This is a genomic window from Frateuria sp. YIM B11624 (assembly GCF_049727805.1).
Taxonomy (GTDB): domain Bacteria; phylum Pseudomonadota; class Gammaproteobacteria; order Xanthomonadales; family Rhodanobacteraceae; genus Frateuria_A.
The window spans coordinates 129590-152303 of record NZ_JBCNYA010000001.1 but is presented as its reverse complement, the minus strand read 5'-3'; the positions used below and the strand labels follow the sequence as shown (position 1 = coordinate 152303).

The window sequence follows — 22714 nt, the reverse complement described above, 5'->3', positions numbered from 1 at the left end:
TCTGCGATTCACACGACAGCAGGGAGCTGAAGGGGATGTGGTCGAGTTTCGTGGACGGCATTTCGGGGCTGCTGGCGCAGTTGGCCAGCTGGATGGATGGCAGTTACGGCATGGCGGTGATCGTGCTTGCCGTGCTGGTGCGGCTGGCGATGCTGCCGATGACGCTCAGGACCGCCGAACAAGGCTGGTGGCGACAGCAGCAGTTGCTCGCACTGAAGCCGAAGCTGGCGCGGCTGCGAGAACGGTATGCGGGTGACCCGGCCGCCCAGGCCCGGGCCGTGCAGGCGCTTTATCGCGAGCACGGCATCAGCGGAGGCCTGGACGCCAGCCTGCGGGTCGCACTGGTGCAGGCGCCGCTGGGCGCGGGCATCTATGCGGCCATCCGCCAAGGCATCGCTGGGGCAGGTTCGTTCCTGTGGATACCGAAACTGGCGCGGCCGGATGTATGGCTGGCGCTGGTGGTCGGCTTGCTGAGCTTCGCGGCGCTGCTGCTCAACCCGGCGATGTCCGGGCAGGCGCGCACGCTGCTGCACTGGTTGCCGGTGGTGGTTTCGTTCCTGGTGGTCTGGCACCTGGCCGCGGGGCTGGGGCTGTACTGGGCCGGATCGAGCGGCGTGAACCTGTTGCAGATGGCGCTGCTGCGGCGGCGCGTGCGCCAACGCGCGCCGCGATGACCGTAGGGTGGGCTTCAGCCCACCATGCCCATTTATCGCGAAGGGCCAAGGTGGGCTGAAGCCCACCCTACGCGTGGCGTTGCATCTGGCAGGTCGCACCCATCCGCTCTTTGGGGATCGGTGGTCAGGCTTCCGGGCGCATGTAGGGGAACAGCAGCACGTCGCGGATCGAGGCCGAGCCGGTCAGCAGCATCACCAGGCGGTCGATGCCGATGCCGAGGCCGCCGGTCGGCGGCAGGCCGACTTCCAGCGCGCGGATGTAGTCGGCGTCGAAGTGCATGGCCTCGTCGTCGCCGGCGTCCTTGGCTTCCACCTGCGCCTTGAAACGCGCCGCCTGGTCTTCCGGGTCGTTGAGCTCGGAGAAGCCGTTGGCCAGTTCCTTGCCGTTGACGAAGAGCTCGAAGCGGTCGGTGATGCCCGGGTCCGCGTCGCTCTCGCGCGCCAGCGGCGACACCTCGACCGGGTGGTCGGTGATGAAGGTGGGCTGGACCAGGGTGTGCTCGACGGTCTTCTCGAAGATCTCCAGCAGCAGCTTGCCCCAGCCGTAGCCGGGCTTGACCTGGATGCGCAGTCGCGCCGCATGCACGGCCAGCGCCTCGCGGTCGCGCAGCTCCTCGCGCCGGATCTCCGGGTTGTGCTCCAGCACCGCGTCTTCCATGCGCCAGCGGCGGAAGGCGGGGCCGACGTCGATCTGCGCGCCTTCCCAGGTCAGTTCGGTGGTGCCCAGCACGTGCTTCGCCGTGTCGCGGATCACCGCCTCGGTGAGGTCCATGATCTCGTGGTAGGTGGCGTAGGCCTGGTAGAGCTCCAGCATGGTGAACTCGGGATTGTGCCGGGTCGACACGCCCTCGTTGCGGAAGTTGCGGTTGATCTCGTAGACGCGGTCGAAGCCGCCCACGACCAGGCGCTTGAGGTACAGCTCCGGCGCCACGCGCAGGTACAGGTCCATGCCCAGCGCGTTGTGGTGGGTGACGAAGGGCTTGGCCATGGCGCCGCCGGGGATGACGTGCATCATCGGCGTCTCCACCTCCATGAAGCGGCGCGGCTCGGCCTCCAGCCACTTGCGCATGTAGCCGATGATGCGCGAGCGCAGCGCGAAGGTGCGGCGCGCCTCCTCGGTCACGATCAGGTCGACGTAACGCTGGCGGTAGCGCTGCTCGACGTCGGCCAGGCCGTGGAACTTGTCCGGCAGCGGGCGCAGGCTCTTGGTCAGCAGGCGCAGGTGCTCCACCTTGACCGACAGCTCGCCCGTCTTGGTGCGCATCAACTGGCCCTCGGCGCCGACGATGTCGCCCACGTCCCAGCCCTTGAACGCCTCGTAGGTTTCCTCGCCCACCGTGCCCTGGTGGACGAACAGCTGGATGCGGCCGGTGAAATCCTGCATCTGCACGAAGCTGACCTTGCCCTGGATGCGCTTGAGCACGATGCGGCCGGCCACCTTGACCCGGCGCGCGGCGGCCTCGATCGCCTCGGCGTCGTGATCGGCGAACTCGCTGCGCAGGTCGCCGGCGAAGGCGTCGACCTTGAAGTCGTTCGGGAAGGCGATGCCCTGCCCGCGCAACGCCTTGAGTTTTTCGCGGCGCTCGGCGATCAGCTTGTTCTCGTCGACGGGCAGGTTATCGGTGGCTTCGCTCATGGAGGGTTCCGTGACCGCCGGCTTGCACCGGGCGGCGAATATCTCTGGCATGTATGGGTGACGGGAGGCGTTGCGCCGACGCGGACGCGCTAGTCGAACACGTGCTTTACCGCCTGCTTGGTGGCGTCCCAGCCCTCGCGCGCGCCATGGCCGACCGCGATGCCGGCCTTCTTCGCGCCGTGGCCGATGCCGATGCCGGCTTCCTTCGCGCCGTGGCCCACCTTCTTGGCGACATGCTTGGTCGCATGGCCGATATCGCGCGCACCGTCGGCCACGCCATGGCCGACGGCCTTGGCGTCCTGCTTGATGGACGGGCCGGCGCTCGAGTCCTGCGATTGCGCGGCCGCGCCGAACACGGCCAGCCCGGCGCAGGCGAACAGGAGCGTGACGATCTTCTTGCCGTTCATGCAGGTCACCTCGTCAGTGATCGGGTCATCAGTGATCGAATCAGGCGTCGATGCGCTTGGCGCCGGCGTCCAGGCCGGACTTGAGGCTCGCCTCGATGAACTCGTCCAGGTCGCCGTCGAGCACTTTCTGCGTGTCCGAGCGCTCCACGCCCGTGCGCAGGTCCTTGATGCGGCTCTGGTCGAGCACGTAGTTGCGGATCTGGCTGCCCCAGCCGATGTCGGACTTGGTCGCTTCCAGCGCGTCCTTCTCGGCGTTGCGCTTCTGCACTTCCAACTCGTACAGCTTGGCCGCGAGCATCTTCATGGCGCGGTCGCGGTTGGCGTGCTGGGACCGTTCGGTCTGGCAGGCCACCACCACGCCGCTAGGGACGTGGGTGATGCGCACCGCGGACTCGGTCTTGTTGACGTGCTGGCCGCCGGCGCCGGACGAACGGTAGACGTCGGTCTTCAGGTCCGCAGGGTTGATCTCGATGTCGATGTCGTCGTCCACCTCGGGCGAGACGAACACCGAGGTGAAGCTGGTATGGCGGCGGTTGTCCGAGTCGAACGGGCTCTTGCGCACCAGGCGGTGCACGCCGATCTCGGTCTTCAGCCAGCCGTAGGCGTAGTCGCCCTCGACGCGGAAGGTGGCCGACTTGATGCCCGCCACTTCGCCACCGGAGACTTCCATCAGCTCGACCTTCCAGCCGCGCGACTCGGCCCAGCGCAGGTACATGCGCAGCAGCATCTCGGCCCAGTCCTGCGCCTCGGTGCCGCCGGCGCCGGCCTGGATGTCGACGAAGGCGTTGTTCGAATCCATCTTGCCGGAGAACATGCGCTGGAACTCGAGCTTGCCCACGCGGGCCTCGAGCTTCTCCACGTCATCGGCGACCGAGCGGGCGGTGTCCTCGTCACCGTCGGCGGCAGCCATGTCGAGCAGTTCCTTCGCGTCGGACAGGCCGGCGGTGAGCTCGTCGATGCCGGTGACGACGGTGTCCAGGCGGGCGCGTTCGCGGCCCAGTTCCTGCGCGCGCGGCGGGTCGTCCCAGACGTTGGGACTTTCCAGTTCGCGGCTTACTTCTTCGAGGCGCTCACGCTTGGTGGCGTAGTCAAAGATACCCCCTAAGCGACTCGACGCGGGCCGTCAGGTCCGCGATCTGCGCGAGGATCGGATTGGTCTCGATCATGAAAACGTATGGCCGTGGTGGTGGCGCCCGGCGGGCGCTGGCGGGAACGGCGAAGGATAGCAAAGCGCCGCCGCGGACGGATACGCGGCGGCGCCTTTTGCAGAGGCCTGGATGGGATCGCTAGGCGCTCTGGCCGAACCAGCGCGACATCACCGGCCGTCCGAGCAGTTCATCCAACCCGTCCAGTTCCCGCTCGAAGTAGTCGTCGAGCAGGCGCCGGGTGGATGGCTTCATGCCCGGCGGCTTGGCTTTTACCAGCGGATTGATGCTGCGATGGGCGAGGTTGACCAGCCGCGGGAGGCTCAGGTGTGCGCCTGCCATGGTCGGGCGCATCGGCAGATGCGCGCGATAGGAGATGCTGCCGCCGGCGCGGAAGAAGCGGTTCTTGGCCAGTGCGAAAAGCGGATGGCGCGGGAGCAGCGAGCCATTCATGTGCGCCTCGACGGCCGCCGGAGGAAGCCGGCGGTAGTCGATGCCGATGTGTTCGCAGATGTCGCGCAAGGTGCCCTGCTTGTCGGCCATGAACTCTTCGAAGATCACCACTTTCACCCGCTCAGGCGCTATGTGCCGGAAGAACTTCTTGAGCTGGTCCAGATACAGGCTGCGTTGCAGTACCGAGAACGGGTCGTAGCGCAGCGTGTCCTCGAAGCTGTAGGCGGCGCGGCCAGTACGCACCATGTGCCAGTACTGCGAGTAGGCGCGTTCGGTCGGATGGCGCAGCAGGATGATGAGCTTGAGCTGCTTGTTCTGCATCGCGATGCGCTTGGCCGCGATTTCGGAGGACAGATAGGTGGTCGAGTCCTCGCCCACCAGTTGGTCTTCCCCTGCCCCTTCGAAATGCGCTGCGTACCACTTCCAGAACCGTTCGGGATCGTCGTCCAGCCGCTGGCTGACCCAGTTGGCGCCATCGAAGTAATTGAAGTCAGGGTGCTGGAACAGGTTGTCGATGTCGTAGAAGTTCACTTCCCGGTCGGGAATGAACACCTGCGGGTGCTGGCCGAGGATGTAGTGGAGCGTGGACGTGCCGGATTTCATGGCCCCGCCGATGATGAAGTCCGGTGTACGCAGCTGGTCCGGCAGGACCCAATTGCTCATCGTGCAACTCATGATCGCCTCCCTGTGCCCCTCCTCCTGGCGACGTCGCATGTCGCGGCGCGTCGGTGATGCGGCAGCCCCTCTGCCCGGCAGTCCGTCACGACGGTGTTTCGTGTCGTTGCCGCAGGTTCATGCGATTGGCGCAGGGGATTGGTCAAGGTGCCGGGAAGGAACCGTGGGCTCCTCGTGAAACGTGCAAAAAAAACCGTTCAGTAGAACAGCCGGGCGCTCAGCTGCACTTGCGTGCCGCGGGTATGGGGGGGCAGGCCATAGTCGGCACGGACCGTGCGGATGCTGTCGATGTGCAGCGCCTCCAGGGTCAGCCGCAGCCAATCGCGCGGGCGCCAGTTGAGGGCGGCGGTGACCGCGTTGCCGTGCTCGCCTTCGTGCGTGCCCGGCGCCTGCGGGAGATCGCGCGTGCTGAAGTGGTCCCAGCGCAGCGCCGGCCGCCAGGCCCCACGGTTCCAGCCGGCCAGCAGGAAGGCGGCGCGGTAGCGCGTGGTGAATACCAGGTCGGGTACCGGCTCGATCACGGTGTCGCCGTCCATCGCCTGGGCGATCCAGGTGATCGGGCCGGTATCGGCGGTGGCGCCCAGGCTCCAGAAGCGGGTGCGCCAGGCGTACAGGCGGTGCCCGCCTTCGTAGGGAACCCAGCCTTGGGGGTCGGCGTGGTTGTCGTAGTGCATCAGGCTCAGCCGGCCCCAGCCGCGCGCACGCCAGTCGAGCTGGACATAGTTGCCCCAGGCGTTGCCGATGTTGCGGAAGGGGTCGTAACGCATCGGCGGCACGTCGCCGTCGTCACGCACGTAGGCATCCGGCTCGCGCAGGCGACTGCCGAGACCGTAGGTCAGGTCGCTGAGCGACCAGCCGCGGATCGCCAGCAGGTTGCCGGCCGGATCGTTGCGCTGGAACAGCGCGCCGCGCAGCTCCCAGCTTGAAACCTGCCCGCGCCGCTCGATGCGCGCCTCGGCGCCGGTCGCGCGCAACTCCTCGCCCACCCAGCTGTTGATCGCCGAAGGCGTGATCGTCCACGGACTGGTCCAGCCGACCGCGTCGTTCTCCAGCGACACCGGCGGAAAGAACGCGCCCGCCTGGACCGAGCCGCGCCAGCGCGTGGTCGATACCGGGCGCCAGCGGAGGTAGGCCTCGAGCACGTCGATGCCGGTGCGGTCGCCGTCCTGCAATTGCACGCCTGCGAGGGCGAGCAGCGAGGGCGTCAGTTGCGCGGTACCGACCAGCGCGGCGCCGCCGAAACGCCATTGCGCGCCACCGCCACCGTAGCGGGTCTTGCCGAGCCCGCCCTCGACCCAGCTGCGCTCGGCCGGCGCCGCCACCAGGCGGCCGTCGAGGTACCCCTGCAGGCTGAGGTCCTGCGCCCGGCCTGCGAGGGGCCATGCAGTCAGCAAGCCCAGCCCCAGGGCGGTCCTGCACAGGCGCCTCATGCGACGCCGGCCCGCTCGAAGGGAAAACCGCTCAGCTCCGACGCCGGCAACGGCTGCGCGATGAAGAAGCCCTGGGCATGGTCGCAGCCGATCGCAGCCAGTTGCTCCAGCGCGCCCTCGTCCTCCACGCCCTCGGCGGTGACCTCGAAGCCCAGCCGGTGGCCCAGTTCGACGATGGAACGCACGATGGTCTGGTCGTTGGCATCGCGGGCCAGATGCCGCACGAAGGTCTGGTCGATCTTCAGTTCGTTCACCGGCAGGTGGCGCAGGTAGGCGAAGGCGGACTGGCCCACGCCGAAATCGTCCACCGCGATGCCGACGCCCAGGTCCGCCAGCCCCTTGAGCACGCGCATGGCGGTTTCCGGCTCGCCGATCACTGCGCGCTCGGTGATCTCCACGGTGAGCTGACCTGGCGGCAGGCCGTGGATGGACAGCAGGCGGCCGATGCGCAGCGGCAACTCCGCCTCGCCGAGGTCCCGCGCCGACAGGTTCACCGCCACCTTCAGCGCCAGCCCGCGCGCATGCCAGCGGCTGGCCTGCGCGATACCGGCGGCGAGTGCCCAGCGGGTGAGCCGCTGGATGTTGCCGGTGTCCTCGGCCATGCCGATGAAATCCTGCGGCGGCACCATCCCGCGGCGCGGATGGTGCCAGCGCACCAGCGCCTCGACGCCGTCCACGCGGCGGCTGGCCAGCGCCAGCTTGGGCTGGTAGTAAAGCGTAAGCCGGTCGTGGTCGAGCGCCTCGCGCAGCTCGCCCATCAGCGACAGGCGCTCGGTGCGGTGCGGGTCGGTCGCCGCGTCGTAGAACGCCAGCGCGCGGGTCGAGCCGGTCGCCGCGAACTGGGCCACCTCGCCGTGGCGCAGCAGCACCGACGCCAGCGCGCCGTCTTCCGGGTACATCGCGATGCCGATCGCCGGCAAGGTGTCGACGCTGACGTCGGCCTCCGCGTACGGCGCATTGAGCGCATCCAGGATTCGCAGGCCCGCGGCAACGGCCCCGGTACGGTCGGCGCCCGGCAACCAGGCGACGAACTGCGTGTCCGTGGCACGTGCCAGGTAGGCCGTGGCGGCGACCCGCCCCAGCCGCACGCCCACCTCGCGCATCAGCCGATCGCACAGGCCGTGGCCCATCGTCTTGACGATATCGGGCACGCGCGTGAGGCCGACCATCAGCAATGCGCCGTGGGTGGTGCCGGCATCGCGCGCACGGTCGATCGCGGCCTCGGCGGCCAGGCGGTTGGGCAGGTCGGTCACCTGGTCGTGCAGGGCCTGCTGGCGGATGTGCTCCTCGCGCTGTCGCACCGCTTCGGCCATGGTGCCGAAGGCGGCCGCGAGCTGGCCAAGCTCGTCGCGCCGGTCCAGCCTGGGCAGTGCGCGATAGTCGCCCGCTTCGATGCGGCGTGCCGCGCCGGCGAGCGCTTCCACCGGACGCGATACGCTGCGCGCGGTCAACCAGGCGCCGATCAGGCCGACCACGAGCCCCAGGCCGAGCAGGACGGCCCAGGCGATCACCACCGCCCGGAACGGGCGCAAGGCATCGCCCAGCGAGTAGCCCAGCACCGCCACCACCGGTGCGCTGGCGCGCGCCTGGCTGAGCGGCTGCGCCAGCACCAGGTATTCGTTGCCGCCGATGCGGCGCACGGCCGGGTGGGTCGGCAACTGCTGGCCGGCCAGGCTGGCGACCAGCCCGGTGTGCTTCAGCCCCTGCGCCGCGGCAACCCAGCCCGAGGTGCCGGGCCGCACCGCCAGCTCGATGTCGCCCGGCAGCGCGGAAAGCTCGCGCAGGTGGGCGAGCAACGCGTCGTCCAGCGGCACGTACACCACCACCAGGCCGACCGGCTGCGGCGCGTAGATCGGCACCACCACCACCCAGTAGGCCTTCGCCTGCATGGCCACCACCGCTGCCGTGCGCCGGTCGAACGCATGCTCGGCCAGGTCCGGGAAGGCGAACCGCTGGCCGCTGGCGCGGGCGTCGGCGGTGTCGACCTCCACCATGCCGTCCAGGCCCACCAGTTGCATGCGGGAGGCGCCCACGCGCCGCCCATGGTTGCGCAGCACGGAGAACACGGTGCCGTGGTCGCGTTCGGCGATCGCCGAGCGCAAAGCGTAATCCAGCGCCATCACCTCGACATTGCCGGCCACGCGGGCCGAGAGATCGTCCATCTGCGCGACGAACGTCTGTGCGTTGGCGGCCAGCTGGCGCTCGCCCTCGCCCACCAGCGCGCGCCGAGTCACGCCGTAGACAAGCGCGGCGGTGAGCAGTTGCACGACCACCAGCGTGGCGACGAAGAAGAGCGCGAGGCGGAGGCGGAAGCCGACGGCGGCGCGCATGGGGTCAGTAGTCCAGGTGCTCGCGATCGGCAAAGCCGCGCGGGTCGGGGATCAGCGACAAGGCGAAGTCGGCGTGCTGCGCCTGCTCTCCCGCGTCCACCGTGCGCATCTCCCGCGGCGGGGCCTGGCCCGGCCGCAGTTGGGGATGCCACACCGTCACCGTGTAGTTCCCCGGCGGCAGGTGGTCGAACGTCACCTGGCCCTGCGACGGCGTCACCTGCGACGGTTCGGACGACACGAACAGGTAGGCGATCATGTGGTCGTGGATGTTGCAGCCGACCGCGATCAGGCCGGGCTTGTCCAGCGTCAGCGGCGGCGAACTCTCGCCCGGACGCAGCAGGAACTCGAACGCCTTGGCCTCGGAAAACGAATAGACATGGTGACGGGTGCCGTCGCTGTTGCGGAACACCACGCGGTCGCCCGGGCGAACCACCTGCACGTAGGGGATGAACGTCTCGTCGCGCTGGTCGACGTAGCGCGTGAACGGCGCGACGGCCGACGCGGGAACCGGCGTCGCGGGCGTCAGCGTCACTACGGCGTCGCCCACGGCATGCCCGCCCGTGTCACTGACCCGCACCACCAGTTGGCCCGCCCACACCGGGCTCGTGCCGCCGATCAGCAGCCAAGCCACCACCACTCGCCAGCGCATGACGCGCCTCCCCTGGATCCCCGGCGCTAGCCTAACCCATGCCTCCGCGCCCCGGTCAATGGGTGCCAGCCGGCGAACGATCCGTTCAACCGGCGCGCATTTGAGTGCCGGCGGCGCGGCCTTACCTTGGTGGTCTGGGCCGGTTTCCCGTCCGGCAGGAGAACACGCAAATGATCGAACGCAGGCCTTTTGACACCCTGGGCGGCGCCAACCACGGTTGGCTGGACGCCAAGCACCACTTCTCCTTCGCCGGCTACCACGACCAGGCGCGCATGGGCTGGGGCGCGCTGCGGGTGTGGAACGACGACACCATCGCGCCGCGCAGCGGCTTCCCGCCGCACCCGCATGCGGACATGGAGATCATCACCTACGTGCGCGAAGGCGCGATCAGCCACCGCGACAACCTCGGCAACGAGGGCCGCACCGTCGCGGGCGACGTGCAGGTGATGAGCGCAGGCACCGGTATCGCGCATGCCGAATACAACATGGAGCCGGGCACCACCCGCATCTTCCAGATCTGGATCATTCCCGACCAGCCCGGCGGCGCGCCGGCCTGGGGCGCCCGGCCGTTCCCGACCGGCGAGCGCGCCGGCCGCTTCGTGCCGCTGGCCAGCGGCTTTGCCGAGGACGGCGACGCCCTGCCCCTGCGCGCCCGTGCCCGCGTGCTGGGCGCCACCTTGCGCGCCGGCGAACGCGCGGGCTACGCCCTGGCCGCTGGCCGCTACGCCTACCTGGTTCCGGCCAAGGGTGCGGTCGAGCTCAATGGTGTGCGGCTGGAGGCACGCGATGGCGCCGCCATCCGCGACGAACCGGTCCTGCACGTCACTGCACTGGAGGATGCCGAACTGGTCCTGGTCGACGTGCCGGCCTGAGGCCACGGCGCGCACACGCGCCGCCACGTAGCTTGCAGGGCTCGCCGGATGAGGAGCCCTGCGATGCCACCGCCGACCGGGCGCCCACGCGGCGCCGACGCACCCGACCCGAACGAGGCCGACGCGCGCGACGGCTTTTCGCTCTCGCGCAAGGAACAGGGCGAGGTCGAGCAGAAGCGTCCGCCGCGGGTCGCCGTGCTGCACGAAACGATCCGCCTGGAAGGCGAAGAGGAGCTGAGCCGTGGCCTTCTGGCGTTGAGCCTGTCGGCGCTGGCGGCGGGTCTGTCCATGGGTTTCTCGATGCTGGCGCGCGGACTGCTGCACCGCTACCTGGAAGGCATGCCCGGCGCGTTCCTGATCGAGAGCCTGGGCTATCCGTTCGGTTTCCTGGTTGTGATCCTGGCGCGCCAGCAACTGTTCACCGAGAACACCATGACCGCGGTGCTGCCGCTGATGACGCATCCGAGCCTGCGCAAGCTCGGCTCGCTGCTGCGGCTGTGGTCGGTGGTGTTCGCGGGCAACCTGGTCGGCACGGCGCTGTTCGCGTACGGCATCCTGCACATGCAGTTGTTCGACGAGGCGACGCAGTCGGCGCTGCGCGGCATCGGCACCGAAGTGATGGGCAACACGCCGCTGCAGATGTTCACCAAGGGCATCGTCGCCGGCTGGCTGATCGCCACCATGGTCTGGTTGTTGCCGGCCGCGGAGCATGCCCGGATCAGCGTCATCGTCATCACCACCTACCTGATCGCGCTGGGCGGTTTCACCCACATCATCGTCGGCTCGGTGGAGACCTTTTACCTGATGTTCGCCGGCGGACTTTCCGTTGCGGGATTCGTCGCGCATTTCGCGCTGCCCACGCTGGCCGGCAATGTCGTCGGCGGCAGTTGCATCTTCGCGCTGATCAGCCATGCCCAGGTCCGCGGCGACGAGGCCGAGGAGCATTGAAGCGCAAGAAACGGAGAGCGCAGATTTCCAGCGCACCGTAACTTCGCGCGATGATCGAAGACTCCAGTTCCCTGACGGCCAGACTGCACGCGATCGATTGGACTGGTGTCCATGCCCGACTCGATGCCGATGGCCACGCCGTGCTGCCTGCCCTGCTGGCGCCGCAAACCTGTCGCGCACTGGCTGCGCTCTACCCGCAACGCGAGCACTTCCGCAGCCGCGTGGTGATGGCCAGGCACGGCTTCGGGCGCGGCGAGTACCAATATTTCGATTACCCGCTGCCCGCGACGGTCGAAGCCATTCGCACGGCCGTCTATCCGCAACTGGCGCCCTTGGCGAACCGATGGAACGAGGCCATGGGAATCGACGTGCGCTACCCGCCGACGCATAAAGCGTTTCTCGAACGCTGCCATGTCGCCGGCCAGACCCGTCCCACGCCGTTGCTGCTCCGCTACCAGGCGGGCGACTACAACTGCCTGCACCAGGACCTCTACGGCGAGCACGTCTTCCCGCTGCAGCTTGCCGTTCTGCTGTCCGCGCCCGGCAGCGATTTCACCGGCGGCGAATTCGTGCTGACCGAACAGCGTCCGCGCATGCAGTCGCGCGCCGAGGTGGTGCCGCTGTCGCAAGGCGACGCCGTGCTCTTCGCCGTGCACCAGCGCCCCGTGCGCGGCGCACGGGGCTGCTACCGCGTGAACATGCGCCACGGCGTGAGCCGCTTGCACAGCGGCAATCGGCATACGCTCGGCGTGATCTTCCACGATGCAAACGCATAGCAGCAATCGCGCAGGACGAGCCCGCCTTGCGCGAAAGATGCCAAGGCCGACGACGGTTGCGGTTGATCGCAGCAGATCCGGCCGCGAGCGGTAGCACCGTTCCTGCAAAGTGCGGCAAGCGGTCGCACGTTCGACTTCCGTTCAACCACGCGGCGTGCACACGGCGCTCACGGACGTGCGATGCAGATACGCGACTATCGAACCGCTATCCACGCGCGGTTTGCCGATTTGCATCGTCTCGCGCGCTCGCACATTCACCCTTCGGCGATGCGCCGTGGATGAAGGTGAGTCGAATCTAAATCCGTCCTACCCGGCACTTGCCAGCACGCCTCGGCGCCACTACGCTCCCGCCGACTTTCGATGATGCCCATCGCTCACGGGCATCTGCACGCGACGAACCGGAGGGGTCCGGATCGGCGCGACCCGGCAGCCCCACCGCCGGATGGAACGACCGCAAGACGCGGAACAATCAAAGCAGCAGCCGCAATCTGGCAGACCGCATCCGGTCGCGATTCGCAGTGCGCGCGCCATGATCACGCCGGTTCGGAACCTACCGGCAAACGCCACAGTCCCGTGGCAAAGCGTCACGACTCTCGTTTCGGTCGTGGCGATCAATCCAGGTGGTAACGGCCTGCCCGCCCGTCCACCGCAACGGCGCACGTGATGGAAGTTTCATCCCGCGCGTACAGCAAGCTGGAGGCAGACAATGAAACTTTCCATGTTGTTGTGGCTGACGTCCGTACTGCCCCAGCCCGTTGCCGACCAGGCGTGCCTGGCGACGACCGTGTACCTGGAGGCGCGCAGCGAGTCGACCATCGGCCAGCTCGCGGTGGCGGAAGTCGCACTGCGCCGCCGCGAACGCGGCCGCTGGGGCGATACCGTCTGCAAAGTGGTGGCCGCGCCTCACCAGTTCGCCATCACGGCGACGCCCGGTTCGTACGACATCTCCAACTTCAAGGCTTTCGCCAAGGCCTGGAAGGTCGCCGGCTATTCGATGGACAACTGGGCCCTACCGCTGGCGCAGCGCCAGTTGCTGGTGCCACATGCCGATCACTTCGCCACCGTGGCGATCGCGCCGACCTGGTCGCTCAACCACACCAGCACCACCATCGGCGAACACCGTTTCTACGCGGTCAACTGACAACCGGTTTCCGGCAGCAAAAAGGCCCTCGCGAGAGGGCCTTTCTTTTTGGACGTTTATACGTCCATATATTACATGGCGTAGACATGGTCGCCGCGAACCTGCGCATAGTCGCCGACGCGAAGTCCCGGATCTTCCTTCTGCGTCACCGTGGCGTACTGGCCGTTGTCCAACCGTACCGTGACACGCCAGGCCGGGATCTCACCGTTGCCGGTACGCTTGCCGACCTGGTTGCCGACCACGCCACCGGCAACCGCGCCAGCGACGGTGGCTGCCTTGCGCCCGTTGCCCTTGCCGACCTGGTTGCCCAGCACGCCGCCGGCGACGGCACCGATCACCGCACCCAGCGTGCCGTGGCCGCTGTCCTGCACGTAGACCTGCTGGACATCCTGCACCACACCGCAGTTCTGGCAGCGCGTGCTGCCGTAGCCGGAGCTCTGGTAGCCGCCGCGGTTGTAGCCGCCGTTGTTGTATGGACCGGTGGCGCAGCCGCCGAGAACCAGGCTGCCCGCCAGCGCAGCGGCGAGGGCGAAGTTGCGGGATCGGTTGATCATCATGGCGCGACTCCTCGGTGGATGTGTGCGGATGATCGCGCGCGGTCCGTCCATGGACCGCGTAGATCACGTCAGCGCATCAGTGCGCGTCGGATACGGCGACGACGCCCTCCTGCACCTGGACGCGGTCACCCGGGTCGTGGTCCATCCGCACGGTGCGGGTGACCCCGTTGTACTCGTAGCGCACGTCGTAGCCGACCACCTTGGTGCTGGAGTCGTTGACCGTTTCGCACTTGCGCTCGGTGGTGCTGGTTTCCGTGGGGTGCTGGCGGTTCTGCTGGATCTTCTTGCCGGCGTAGCCGCCGGCGACCGCGCCAGCCACGGTAGCCAGGGTCTTGCCCTTGCCGCCGCCGACCTGGTGGCCGAGCAGGCCACCGGCCACCGCGCCGATCGCCGTGCCGGCGATCTGGTGCTGGTCCTTCGGCGGCTCGCTGTGCGTGACCACTTCGTCGTGGCAGACCTGGCGCGGGTTGTTCACCGTCTTGCGGACTGGGTCGACGCTCACCACGCGAGCGTACTTGGCGCCGGCGTCGGCATTGCCGGCCTCGGCGCTGGACGATCCATTGGCCAGGCCCGCATCGGCGCTGGCGTCGCGGTTGCAAGCCGAAATGCCCATCGCGAACGCTGCCGCGATCCCCACCTGAAGCGCATTGACCATCAACCTGTTCATGACTTGCCTCTCCTTCGTTTTTTCATGCGGCGTGGCAGGCGCGCCATGCGTCCACCATTCACCTGCGGGAACATTGAACCTTCGACATACTGAATACGGCCTAGACATTCCATCCCTATGCGCAGCGCAGGTGACGAACGCGTGACGGACAGCTCAGATACGCCCGCCTCCCCCGCCCCCCCATGGCTGGTGGACAGCCATGCGCACATCGACGACGCAAGCTTCGACGAGGACCGCGCGCAGGTGCTGGAACGCGCCGCCCGGGCCGGGGTACAGCAACTGGTCGTTCCCGGCATCGATGCGGCGAGCTGGCCGCGCATAGCGGCATTGTGCCAGCGGCATGCCGGGCTGGCGCCCGCCTTTGGCCTGCACCCCCTGTTCCTTGCGCAGCATCGTCCGGAACACCTGGACGCCCTGCGCACGTGGCTGCACGAGCGGAATCCGGTCGCACTCGGCGAAATCGGGCTGGACTTCTACGTGGAGGAGCTCGACCAAGAGCTGCAGCACTACTACTTCGACGCGCAGCTGGCACTGGCCAGGGAGTTCGATCTGCCGGTCATCGTGCACGCCCGACGCGCCGTGGAGGAAGTGGTGCTGACCCTGCGCCGTTTCCCCGGGCTCCGCGGCGTCGTGCACAGCTTCGCCGGCAGCAGTCAGCAGGCGGAGCGACTCTATGACATGGGCTTCCTGCTCGGCATCGGCGGCCCGGTCACCTACCCGCGTGCAAAGCGGTTGCGCCAGCTCGTCGCCACGATGCCGATCGAACACCTGTTGCTGGAAACCGATGCGCCCGACCAGCCCAACGCCGGGCATCAGGGCGAACGCAACGAACCGTTGCGCATGCTGGACACCCTGACGGTCGTCGCCGAGCTGCGCGGCGAACCATGCGAAGCGGTCGCAGCCACCACCACGGCGAACGCCCGCCGCTTGTTCGGATTGCCGGAGCCGCATTGATTCCTGTCCGGACGCATGGATGCGTTCGGACGGCGACATCGGTACTTGCCAGTCTCGCACATCCGCGCTAAATTAATTCACTGGTGAAATATGAGCTGGTGAAATGGCACGGTTGGGCGACTGCATTGTGATGATGGACGAGGGGATCGGCCGGGTCAGCCAGGTCATCCCGGGCATGCCCACGACCGAAGCGCGCCTGACCCGCCTGCTGCTGATGGTCGGCCGGGCCTTCGACGAAGCCGTGGAAGAGTCGCTCGCCCCCCACAAGATCAACCACAGCGACTTCCTCGCACTGATGATCCTCTACAGCCGTCCGGACGGCAGCTCCACGCCCGGCGAGCTGTGCGAGTACACCTCGCAGGGCGCCACCAACATGACCCGCATCGCCAACGCGCTGGTCAAGCGCGGGCTGATCACGCGCGGCCCCAGCGAGGAGGACCGCCGCCGCGTGGTGATCCGCATCACGCCGGCCGGGCGCCGCTTCGTGCAGAAGCTGCTGCCGCCGCTGTTTCCTCGCGTCAGCGCGGCGTTCACCGGCTTCAGCGACACCGACAAGCGCAGTTTCAGCCGCCTGCTGCGCAAGCTTGCCGACAACCTCGACCGCCTTGACGAGCCCACATCCCCCAAGGACGCCCCATGAAACCTGCCCCGCTCCGCCTGCGCACCGCGCTGGCTGCTGCGACCGTGCTGGCGCTGGCCGCGTGTGCCACGCCACCGGCCAAACTCCCGCCGCCGCAGCTGCGCTACGACGTTCCGCTCGCCGGCCTGCAGACCGCCACCCGCGCCGGCTGGCCCGACGCACAGTGGTGGCGCGCCTACGGCGACCCGCAACTGGACGACCTGATGGATCGCGCGCTGCGCCAGGCGCCGGACCTGGCGCTGGCGGAGAGCCGCGTGCAGGGCGCCGAGCAATCCGCGCGCCTGGCGGCGGCGCAGATGGGCCTGAGCGTCAACGGCAACGCGCAGTATTCGCGCCAGCGGATGAGCGAGCACGGCCTGATCCCGGCGCAGTTCCTCGGCTTCACCTGGTACAGCCAGGCCGATCTCGGCGTGCAGTTGCAGTATGACTTCGACTGGTGGGGCAAGAAGCGCGCAACGGTCGAGGCTGCGCTGGACCAGGCGCACGCCGCCGAGGCACAGCGCAGCGCCGCAGCGCTGGCGTTGCAGTACGCCGTCGCCAGCACGTACTTCGACTGGCAGGCCGACCAGGCGCGACTCGCGCTGGCCGACCGCTCGCTGGCCGCGAGCGAGCAATTGCTGCAGATCGCCCGGCTGCGCGTGCGCCAGGGCGTGGACCTGGCGGACACCGCCGAGCAGGCCCAGGCGCAGGTGGCCGAACTGAAGCAGATGCGCACCGCTCTCGATGGCTCGGCCAAGGTACGCCGCGTCGTGCTGGCCTCGTTGCTGGGCGTGGCGCCGGCTGACCTGCCCGAACTCCAGGCACGTGCATTGCCGGACGTGCAACCGGGCCTGCCCGAGAACGCCAGCCTCGACTTGATCGCGCGTCGTCCCGACATCGCGGCGAGCCGCTGGCAGGTCGAGGCCGCGCTGAAGCAGACCGACGTGGCCCGCGCGCAGTTCTTCCCCGACCTGAGCCTTACCGCCCTGGCCGGCCTGTCCAGTATCGACATGGGCAAGCTGTTCACCGCCGGCAGCCGGGTCTTCGCCGTGACCCCAGCGCTGCACCTGCCGATCTTCGAAGGCGGCGCGCTGGAAGCCAACTACGGCCTGAGCCGCGCCCAGCTCGACAGCGCCGTGGCGCAGTACCGCGGCACCGTGCTGCAGGCGGCCCGCGACGTCGCCACGCAGGCGTTGGGCGCCGAGCAGTTGGCTGCGCAACGCAAGGAACAGCAGGTCCAGCTCGCCGCGGACGAACGCCTGGTCGCCAACGCCGACGCGCGGCTGCGCCAAGGCGTGCGCGATGCCCGCGAAAGCCTGGCAGCCGAACTTGCGTTGCTGCAGCAACGCGACGCCGCCACCCAGTTGCATGCGCAGGCGCTGGCCACCGACCTGGCCCTGATCAAGGCGTTGGGCGGTGGCTACCGCAGCCAACCCGCGCCCGCCGTTGCCTCCTCCTCCCCTTCCCCTGCCGGAGCCGCTACCCATGAGCGCCACTGAAGCCGACAAGCCCGCCGACAACGACAGCGGCCTGGCCGCGAAGAACCCGGGCAAGCGCCGTCGCGCGCTGTTCATCGTGGCCGGGGTGTTCATCCTCATCGCAGTGGTCTGGGTGCTGCTGTGGCTGTTCGTGTTCTCGCACCGGGAGAAGACCGACAACGCCTACGTCGGCGGCAACCAGGTGACGATCTCGGCGCAGGTGCCGGGTACGGTGGTCGCGATCATGGCCGACGACACCCAGCGCGTGGAGGCTGGCCAGGTTCTGGTCCGGCTCGATCCGACCGATGCCCAGGTGCGCCTGGCGCAGGCGCGCAGCGCGCTGGCGCAGGCGGTGCGCGGCGTGCGCCAGCAGACCAGCTCGGCCAGCAGCGCCGACGCCCAGGTCACGGCGCGCAAGCTGGAACTGGACAAGCTCGAGGCCGACCTCAAGCGCCATCTGCCGCTGCTCGCGGCGCATGCCGAATCGCCCGAGATCGTGCAGCACCTGCGCGATGGCGTGGCGCAGGCGCGCGCCGGGCTGGAGGCGGCGAAGGCACAGGCTGCCGCCGCGCACGCCGCGATCGAAGGCACGGACGTGGCCGAGAACCCGTCCGTGCTGCAGGCCCGTGCCAACTTCCGTGCCGCCTGGATCGCCGCGCAGCGCAACGCCATCCTCGCGCCGGTGTCCGGTTACGTGGCGCAGCGCAGCGTGCAGTTGGGCAACAGCGTGCAGCCCGGCCAGCAACTGATGACCGTGGTGCCGCTGCATGACCTGTGGATCGACGCCAACTTCAAGGAAGGCCAGCTGCAGCACATCCGCATCGGCCAGCCGGCCACCGTCGAAGCCGACATCTACGGCGGCGACGTCGAGTACCACGGCAAGGTGGTCGGCCTCGGCGCCGGCACCGGCAGTGCGTTCTCGCTGCTGCCGGCGCAGAACGCCACCGGCAACTGGATCAAGGTGGTGCAGCGCGTGCCTGTTCGCGTCGCGCTGGACAACAAGGAGCTGGACAAGCATCCGCTGCGCGTGGGCCTGTCGACCACGGTCACCGTCGACATCACCGATGACCGCGGCCCCGTGCTCGCCCAGGCGCCGGCGCAGCAGCCGGTCGCCGAAACGAGCGTCTACGACCGCATGATGGGCAAGGCCGACGACGAGGCCCAGCGCATCATCCTGGCCAACCTGCCGCGCGCGGCCAAGTAACCGAAGGCCCTTCCCCATGGCCGCCTCCCCCAACGACACCAAGCCACTGCCGCCGTTGCACGGCGGTGCGCTGGTGCTGCTCACCATCGCCGTCGCGTTCAGCACCTTCATGGAAGTGCTGGACATGACCATCGTCAACGTGGCCGTGCCGCACATCGCCGGCAGCCTGGGCGTGAGCCCGAGCGAGGGCACCTGGACGATCAGCTCCTACGCGCTGGCCAGCGCCATCATGCAGCCGCTCACCGGCTGGATCGCGCGGCGCTTCGGCGAGGTGCGCAGCTTCGTCGTCTCGGTGCTGCTGTTCGTCACCTTCTCGATGTTGTGCGGCCTGGCCACCTCGATGCCGATGCTGGTGATCGCGCGCCTGATGCAGGGCGCCGGCTCCGGCCCGATGGTGGCGCTGTCGCTCACGCTGCTGCTGTCGAGCTACCCGAAGGCCAAGCAGGGCATCGCGTTGGCGTTGTGGGCGATGACCGTGGTGGTAGCGCCGATCTTCGGCCCGATCCTGGGCGGCTGGCTGACCGACAACTTCTCCTGGCCGTGGATCTTCTACATCAACCTGCCGGTGGGCCTGGCCGCGGCGGTGATCACCTGGGGCCTGCTGCACAAGCGCGAGACCAAGACCGCCAAGACCCCGATCGACGCGGTCGGCCTCACGCTGCTGGTGGTCGGCGTGGGCGCGTTGCAGTTCATGCTGGACAACGGCAACGACCGCGACTGGTTCGCCTCGCCGCTGATCCTGGCGCTAGGCATCATCGCGCTGGTGTGCCTGACCTTCCTGGTCGTATGGGAGATGCACGCCAAGCACCCCGTAGTGGACCTGTCGCTGTTCAAGCAGCGCAACTTCAGCGTGGGCGTGATCGCGCTGACGCTGGGCATGTTCGCCTTCTTCGGCATCAACGTGGTGTTCCCGCTGTGGCTGCAGGTGACGCTGGACTACACCGCCACCTGGGCCGGCCTGGCCACCGCGCCGGTCGGCATCCTGGCGTTCCTGATGTCGCCGATCCTCGGGCGCAACATGGACAAGCTGGACCTGCGTGGAGTGGTGACGTTCTCCTTCATCGTGTTCGCGATCACCTCCTGGTGGTTCTCCACCTTCGACGCGTCGGCCTCGTTCTCCACGCTGGTGCTGCCACGCTTCGTGATGGGCATCGCCATCCCCTGCTTCTTCATTCCGCTCAACCAGATCTACCTCTCCGGCCTGCCGCCGGAGCAGATCGCCAGCGCCACCGGCCTGTCCAACTTCTGCCGCACGATGGGCTCGAGCATTTCCACCGCGGTGACGGTGACCCTGTGGCAGCACCGCGGCGAGTACCACCACGCCACGCTGACCGAGTACGTCAGTCCGGCGCACCCGGCGGCCACGCAGTTCATCGGCCAGGTATCGCACATGGGGTTGTCGCACACGCAGTCGCTGGGGCTGGTCGACCGTCTGCTCAGCCGCGAAGCGCTCACTTTGGCGGTGAACGACGTGTTCTTCGGCTGTGCGGTGCTGTTCCTGGCGTTGATTCCCATCCTCTGGTTCGCCCGGCCGCCGTTCGGCAGCGCAGGCGGCGCGATGGGGCATTGACGCAGGGCGGCACGGAGCGGATTGCTGCACCCGGGGGTGCAGCATGGATGTCTGGTGCAGCGCAATACGTTCTGCTAGCGTGTGCCGCATGGCACAAAAACTGCGCATCATCAAGAAGTATCCGAACCGCCGGCTCTACGACACGGAGATCTCCAGCTACATCACGCTGGAAGAAGTCCGTCAGCTGGTACTGGACGGCGAAACCTTCGAGGTCCGCGATGCCAAGAGCGGCGAGGACCTCACCCGCTCCGTGCTGCTGCAGATCATCTCCGAACACGAGGAGAAGGGGCAGCCGATGCTCTCGCCCCAGTTGCTGAGCCAGATCATCCGCTTCTACGGCGACTCGCTGCAGGGCTTCATGGGCCCTTACCTGGAGCGCAGCCTGCAGGTGTTCCTCGACCAGCAGCAGCAGTTCCGCGCGCAGCTCAACAGCCTGATGGGCCAGACGCCCTGGTCGATGCTCAACGAGCTGACCGAGCGCAACCTGGACGCCTGGAAGACCATGCAGCGTGGCTTCCTCGACGCTGCGGCGCAGACGCCGCCGAACAAGAACCGCAAGGGCTGATTTCCGACGCAGGACCGTAGGGTGGGCTTCAGCCCACCTCGCCTTTGCGCACCAGATGGAGCTGGTGGGCTGAAGCTCACCCCACGTTGCAGCGAGTGCCCGTTGCACACGCAGCCCGCTTGCGGAACAGTTCGGCGATACGACGCAACGGATCGCCCATGAGCAAACCCTCCCTTACCCTGATCGGCGGCGGCCTGGTCGGCGCACTGCTGGCGCAGCAACTGGCGCGACGCGGCTTCGCCGTGGACGTGTTCGAGAAACGTCGCGATCCGCGCGTGGCCGGCTTCGCCGGTGGCCGCTCGATCAACCTGGCGTTGGCCGAGCGTGGCCTGCAGGCCTTGCGCAGCGCGGGCCTTGCAGACGAGGTGCTGCGGCGTGCCGTGATGATGCGCGGACGCATGGTGCACACCGCCGACGGCCGCAGCGGCCTGCAACGCTACGGCGTGGACGACAGCGAGGTGATCTGGTCGGTCTCGCGCGGCGGACTCAACATGCTGTTGCTGGATGCAGCCGAAGCGGCCGGCGTGCGCTTCCATTTCGGCCAGGGCCTGGTCTCGGCCGACTTCGACGCCGGGCGCATGCGCGTGGCCGATTCCGAGGGCATCGAACACGAACTCGACGCCCCGGTCCTGGTTGGCGCCGACGGCGCAGGCTCGGCCCTGCGCGCCGCGATGAATGCCCATCGTCCACTGGGCGAGCGCACCGAATGGCTGGGGCACGGCTACAAGGAGCTGGAGATTCCGCCGGCGTCGCGGCTGCCGCCCGCGCTGCTGCGGGACAGCGGCGGTCACGACCAGTTCGCGATCGAACCCAACGCACTGCATATCTGGCCGCGCGGCGGCTATATGTGCATCGCCCTGCCCAACACCGAGGGCAGCTTCACCGTCACCCTGTTCCTGCCCGCGCAGGGGCCGCATCCGAGCTTCGCCACGCTGCCGGACGCACGCGCCGCCGAAGCTTTCTTCAAGGATGACTTCGCCGACCTGCTGCCCTTGCTGCCCAGCTTCGCCCAGGACTACGACGCCCATCCGGTCGGTACGCTGGCCACTTTGTATCTGGAACGCTGGCACCTCGACGGCCGCGCATTGCTGGTGGGCGACGCCGCCCACGCCATCGTGCCTTTCCACGGCCAGGGCATGAACTGCGGATTCGAGGACACGGTGGCGTTGGCCGACTTGCTGGACGGCAGCGACCCGGCCGAGGCCTTCGCCGAGTTCCAGCGCATCCGCCAGCCCAACGCCGACGCGATCGCCGCCATGGCGATCGAAAACTACGTCGAGATGCGCGACTCGGTCGCCGACCCGCGTTACCTGGCCAAGCGGGAACTCGGTGCGCGCCTGGCAGCGCGTGCGCCGGAGCACTTCATGGCGCGCTACCGCATGGTCACCTTCAGCCACCTTCCCTACGCCTACGCGCTCGAACGCGGGCGGGCGCAGGACGTGCTGCTGGAACAACTGCTGCGCGATTCGAACGACCCCGCTTCGGTCGACCTGGACGCGGCGATGGCCACGCTCAGGGCCACGCTGCCGCCGTTGCCGCCGCTGCGCCATGGATGACGAACTGCTGAAGGCTTATTGCCGCAGCGCCTACCGCGTGCGCCTGCGTTCCGGCGGTGCCGCCACGATCCGCATCGGTGAACCGTTGCCGGTCGCGTTGCGGCCGCTGGCCGGCGATCGCGACTGGGGTTTCTTCACCGCCTGGAATCCACGCTCCAGGCCGCAGCCGCCTTCGGCCAACCGCGAGGTCCAGCGGCGCCTGCTCGCCGATCTGCGGGGCGATGGCTCGCTCGGCATCCACCCGGCGCTGGGCAAGGGTACGGATGGCTGGCGCGAGCCCAGCTTCTGGATCGTGGGTATCGACGCAGATGCGCTGGAGCGGCTGGGCGACCGGTACGGGCAGAACGCCTGGCTGTCCGGACATGGGGCTGGACCGGCGGAGTTGCGGTTGCGCTGAGGGCAGCCCTG

At 68.4% G+C, this 22714-nt stretch carries 22 protein-coding genes; 13 read left to right on the top strand and 9 right to left on the bottom strand.

All coding sequences use genetic code 11. The features are described from left to right. Positions 1-35 precede the first annotated feature (35 nt). Complete coding sequence (locus tag AAIL17_RS00690) at positions 36-674, top strand: YidC/Oxa1 family membrane protein insertase (RefSeq protein WP_424680873.1); 639 nt, start codon at positions 36-38, stop codon at positions 672-674. 124 nt (positions 675-798) lie between these two features. Here AAIL17_RS00690 and lysS read toward each other — a convergent pair whose 3' ends face one another. The 7 genes from lysS to AAIL17_RS00655 all read right to left on the bottom strand — a co-directional run bounded on the left by lysS (position 799) and on the right by AAIL17_RS00655 (position 9399). After that, entirely contained in the window at positions 799-2310 is a 1512-nt protein-coding gene (gene lysS, locus AAIL17_RS00685) for a lysine--tRNA ligase (RefSeq protein WP_424680872.1), read from the bottom strand. A gap of 89 nt (positions 2311-2399) precedes the next feature. Beyond that, complete coding sequence (locus AAIL17_RS00680; RefSeq protein ID WP_424680871.1) at positions 2400-2717, bottom strand: hypothetical protein; 318 nt, start codon at positions 2715-2717, stop codon at positions 2400-2402. Between the two features lie 40 nt (positions 2718-2757). Next, a protein-coding gene (prfB, locus tag AAIL17_RS00675; protein ID WP_424680870.1) for a peptide chain release factor 2 occupies positions 2758-3883 on the bottom strand; the annotation gives its coding sequence in 2 pieces (ribosomal slippage) (positions 2758-3807 and positions 3809-3883; 1125 coding nt in all). Positions 3884-4003: 120 nt separating this feature from the next. Next, positions 4004-4978, bottom strand: coding sequence for a sulfotransferase family protein (locus AAIL17_RS00670; RefSeq protein ID WP_424680869.1), 975 nt, complete (start codon positions 4976-4978; stop codon positions 4004-4006). Between the two features lie 209 nt (positions 4979-5187). Beyond that, complete coding sequence (locus AAIL17_RS00665; protein ID WP_424680868.1) at positions 5188-6384, bottom strand: hypothetical protein; 1197 nt, start codon at positions 6382-6384, stop codon at positions 5188-5190. Positions 6385-6416: 32 nt separating this feature from the next. Further along, entirely contained in the window at positions 6417-8750 is a 2334-nt protein-coding gene (locus AAIL17_RS00660; protein WP_424680867.1) for a putative bifunctional diguanylate cyclase/phosphodiesterase, read from the bottom strand. 4 nt (positions 8751-8754) lie between these two features. Beyond that, positions 8755-9399 carry a methylamine utilization protein gene (locus AAIL17_RS00655; RefSeq protein ID WP_424680866.1) on the bottom strand — a complete coding sequence of 215 codons (645 nt, stop codon included), beginning with the start codon at positions 9397-9399 and terminating at the stop codon, positions 8755-8757. A 170-nt stretch (positions 9400-9569) separates the two neighbouring features. Here AAIL17_RS00655 and AAIL17_RS00650 point away from each other — a divergent pair, with 170 nt between their 5' ends. The 4 genes from AAIL17_RS00650 to AAIL17_RS00635 all read left to right on the top strand — a co-directional run bounded on the left by AAIL17_RS00650 (position 9570) and on the right by AAIL17_RS00635 (position 13136). Further along, complete coding sequence (locus AAIL17_RS00650) at positions 9570-10271, top strand: pirin family protein (protein WP_424680865.1); 702 nt, start codon at positions 9570-9572, stop codon at positions 10269-10271. A gap of 63 nt (positions 10272-10334) precedes the next feature. Further along, a complete protein-coding gene (locus AAIL17_RS00645) occupies positions 10335-11219 on the top strand; it encodes a formate/nitrite transporter family protein (protein ID WP_424680864.1) in 885 nt (294 codons plus the stop codon). A 140-nt stretch (positions 11220-11359) separates the two neighbouring features. Further along, complete coding sequence (locus tag AAIL17_RS00640; RefSeq protein WP_424680863.1) at positions 11360-11995, top strand: 2OG-Fe(II) oxygenase; 636 nt, start codon at positions 11360-11362, stop codon at positions 11993-11995. A gap of 706 nt (positions 11996-12701) precedes the next feature. Beyond that, the gene (locus AAIL17_RS00635; RefSeq protein WP_424680862.1) at positions 12702-13136 is read left to right on the top strand and encodes a cell wall hydrolase; all 435 of its coding nucleotides are present in this window, start codon (positions 12702-12704) and stop codon (positions 13134-13136) included. Positions 13137-13207: 71 nt separating this feature from the next. Here the strand turns inward: AAIL17_RS00635 and AAIL17_RS00630 are convergent, their stop codons facing one another. Beyond that, entirely contained in the window at positions 13208-13690 is a 483-nt protein-coding gene (locus AAIL17_RS00630) for a glycine zipper 2TM domain-containing protein (protein WP_424680938.1), read from the bottom strand. A 79-nt stretch (positions 13691-13769) separates the two neighbouring features. Beyond that, entirely contained in the window at positions 13770-14360 is a 591-nt protein-coding gene (locus tag AAIL17_RS00625) for a glycine zipper 2TM domain-containing protein (protein WP_424680861.1), read from the bottom strand. Positions 14361-14549: 189 nt separating this feature from the next. Between AAIL17_RS00625 and AAIL17_RS00620 the strand changes: the two genes are divergently transcribed. The 8 genes from AAIL17_RS00620 to AAIL17_RS00585 all read left to right on the top strand — a co-directional run bounded on the left by AAIL17_RS00620 (position 14550) and on the right by AAIL17_RS00585 (position 22703). Continuing rightward, positions 14550-15314: a TatD family hydrolase gene (locus AAIL17_RS00620; RefSeq protein WP_424680860.1), complete on the top strand. Its 765-nt coding sequence runs from the start codon at positions 14550-14552 to the stop codon at positions 15312-15314. A 103-nt stretch (positions 15315-15417) separates the two neighbouring features. After that, on the top strand, positions 15418-15954 hold the full coding sequence (locus AAIL17_RS00615) for a MarR family winged helix-turn-helix transcriptional regulator (protein WP_424680859.1): 537 nt from the start codon (positions 15418-15420) through the stop codon (positions 15952-15954). Continuing rightward, complete coding sequence (locus AAIL17_RS00610) at positions 15951-17432, top strand: efflux transporter outer membrane subunit (protein ID WP_424680858.1); 1482 nt, start codon at positions 15951-15953, stop codon at positions 17430-17432. The genes AAIL17_RS00615 and AAIL17_RS00610 overlap by 4 nt, the downstream gene beginning before the upstream one ends. Beyond that, positions 17419-18615, top strand: a complete 1197-nt coding sequence (locus tag AAIL17_RS00605) for an HlyD family efflux transporter periplasmic adaptor subunit (RefSeq protein ID WP_424680857.1) — start codon at positions 17419-17421, stop codon at positions 18613-18615. The genes AAIL17_RS00610 and AAIL17_RS00605 overlap by 14 nt, the downstream gene beginning before the upstream one ends. Positions 18616-18631: 16 nt before the next feature. Then, positions 18632-20185: a DHA2 family efflux MFS transporter permease subunit gene (locus tag AAIL17_RS00600; protein ID WP_424680856.1), complete on the top strand. Its 1554-nt coding sequence runs from the start codon at positions 18632-18634 to the stop codon at positions 20183-20185. 88 nt (positions 20186-20273) lie between these two features. Further along, positions 20274-20750: a polyhydroxyalkanoate synthesis repressor PhaR gene (phaR, locus tag AAIL17_RS00595; RefSeq protein WP_091336148.1), complete on the top strand. Its 477-nt coding sequence runs from the start codon at positions 20274-20276 to the stop codon at positions 20748-20750. A 158-nt stretch (positions 20751-20908) separates the two neighbouring features. Beyond that, a complete protein-coding gene (locus AAIL17_RS00590) occupies positions 20909-22306 on the top strand; it encodes an FAD-dependent oxidoreductase (RefSeq protein ID WP_424680855.1) in 1398 nt (465 codons plus the stop codon). Then, the gene (locus AAIL17_RS00585; protein WP_424680854.1) at positions 22299-22703 is read left to right on the top strand and encodes a DUF3293 domain-containing protein; all 405 of its coding nucleotides are present in this window, start codon (positions 22299-22301) and stop codon (positions 22701-22703) included. The genes AAIL17_RS00590 and AAIL17_RS00585 overlap by 8 nt, the downstream gene beginning before the upstream one ends. Positions 22704-22714: the final 11 nt, after the last annotated feature.

Bases quoted from the DNA above. Each gene is read 5' to 3' on its own strand.
- AAIL17_RS00690 (WP_424680873.1), top strand. From the start codon at position 36: ATGTGGTCGAGTTTCGTGGACGGCATTTCGGGGCTGCTGGCGCAGTTG.
- AAIL17_RS00680 (WP_424680871.1), bottom strand. From the start codon at position 2,717: ATGAACGGCAAGAAGATCGTCACGCTCCTGTTCGCCTGCGCCGGGCTG.
- AAIL17_RS00585 (WP_424680854.1), top strand. From the start codon at position 22,299: ATGGATGACGAACTGCTGAAGGCTTATTGCCGCAGCGCCTACCGCGTG.
- AAIL17_RS00660 (WP_424680867.1), bottom strand. From the start codon at position 8,750: ATGCGCGCCGCCGTCGGCTTCCGCCTCCGCCTCGCGCTCTTCTTCGTC.
- AAIL17_RS00615 (WP_424680859.1), top strand. From the start codon at position 15,418: ATGGCACGGTTGGGCGACTGCATTGTGATGATGGACGAGGGGATCGGC.
- AAIL17_RS00625 (WP_424680861.1), bottom strand. From the start codon at position 14,360: ATGAACAGGTTGATGGTCAATGCGCTTCAGGTGGGGATCGCGGCAGCG.
- AAIL17_RS00590 (WP_424680855.1), top strand. From the start codon at position 20,909: ATGAGCAAACCCTCCCTTACCCTGATCGGCGGCGGCCTGGTCGGCGCA.
- phaR (WP_091336148.1), top strand. From the start codon at position 20,274: ATGGCACAAAAACTGCGCATCATCAAGAAGTATCCGAACCGCCGGCTC.
- AAIL17_RS00655 (WP_424680866.1), bottom strand. From the start codon at position 9,399: ATGCGCTGGCGAGTGGTGGTGGCTTGGCTGCTGATCGGCGGCACGAGC.
- AAIL17_RS00635 (WP_424680862.1), top strand. From the start codon at position 12,702: ATGAAACTTTCCATGTTGTTGTGGCTGACGTCCGTACTGCCCCAGCCC.
- AAIL17_RS00650 (WP_424680865.1), top strand. From the start codon at position 9,570: ATGATCGAACGCAGGCCTTTTGACACCCTGGGCGGCGCCAACCACGGT.
- AAIL17_RS00600 (WP_424680856.1), top strand. From the start codon at position 18,632: ATGGCCGCCTCCCCCAACGACACCAAGCCACTGCCGCCGTTGCACGGC.
- AAIL17_RS00645 (WP_424680864.1), top strand. From the start codon at position 10,335: ATGCCACCGCCGACCGGGCGCCCACGCGGCGCCGACGCACCCGACCCG.
- AAIL17_RS00670 (WP_424680869.1), bottom strand. From the start codon at position 4,978: ATGAGCAATTGGGTCCTGCCGGACCAGCTGCGTACACCGGACTTCATC.
- AAIL17_RS00630 (WP_424680938.1), bottom strand. From the start codon at position 13,690: ATGATCAACCGATCCCGCAACTTCGCCCTCGCCGCTGCGCTGGCGGGC.
- lysS (WP_424680872.1), bottom strand. From the start codon at position 2,310: ATGAGCGAAGCCACCGATAACCTGCCCGTCGACGAGAACAAGCTGATC.
- AAIL17_RS00610 (WP_424680858.1), top strand. From the start codon at position 15,951: ATGAAACCTGCCCCGCTCCGCCTGCGCACCGCGCTGGCTGCTGCGACC.
- AAIL17_RS00605 (WP_424680857.1), top strand. From the start codon at position 17,419: ATGAGCGCCACTGAAGCCGACAAGCCCGCCGACAACGACAGCGGCCTG.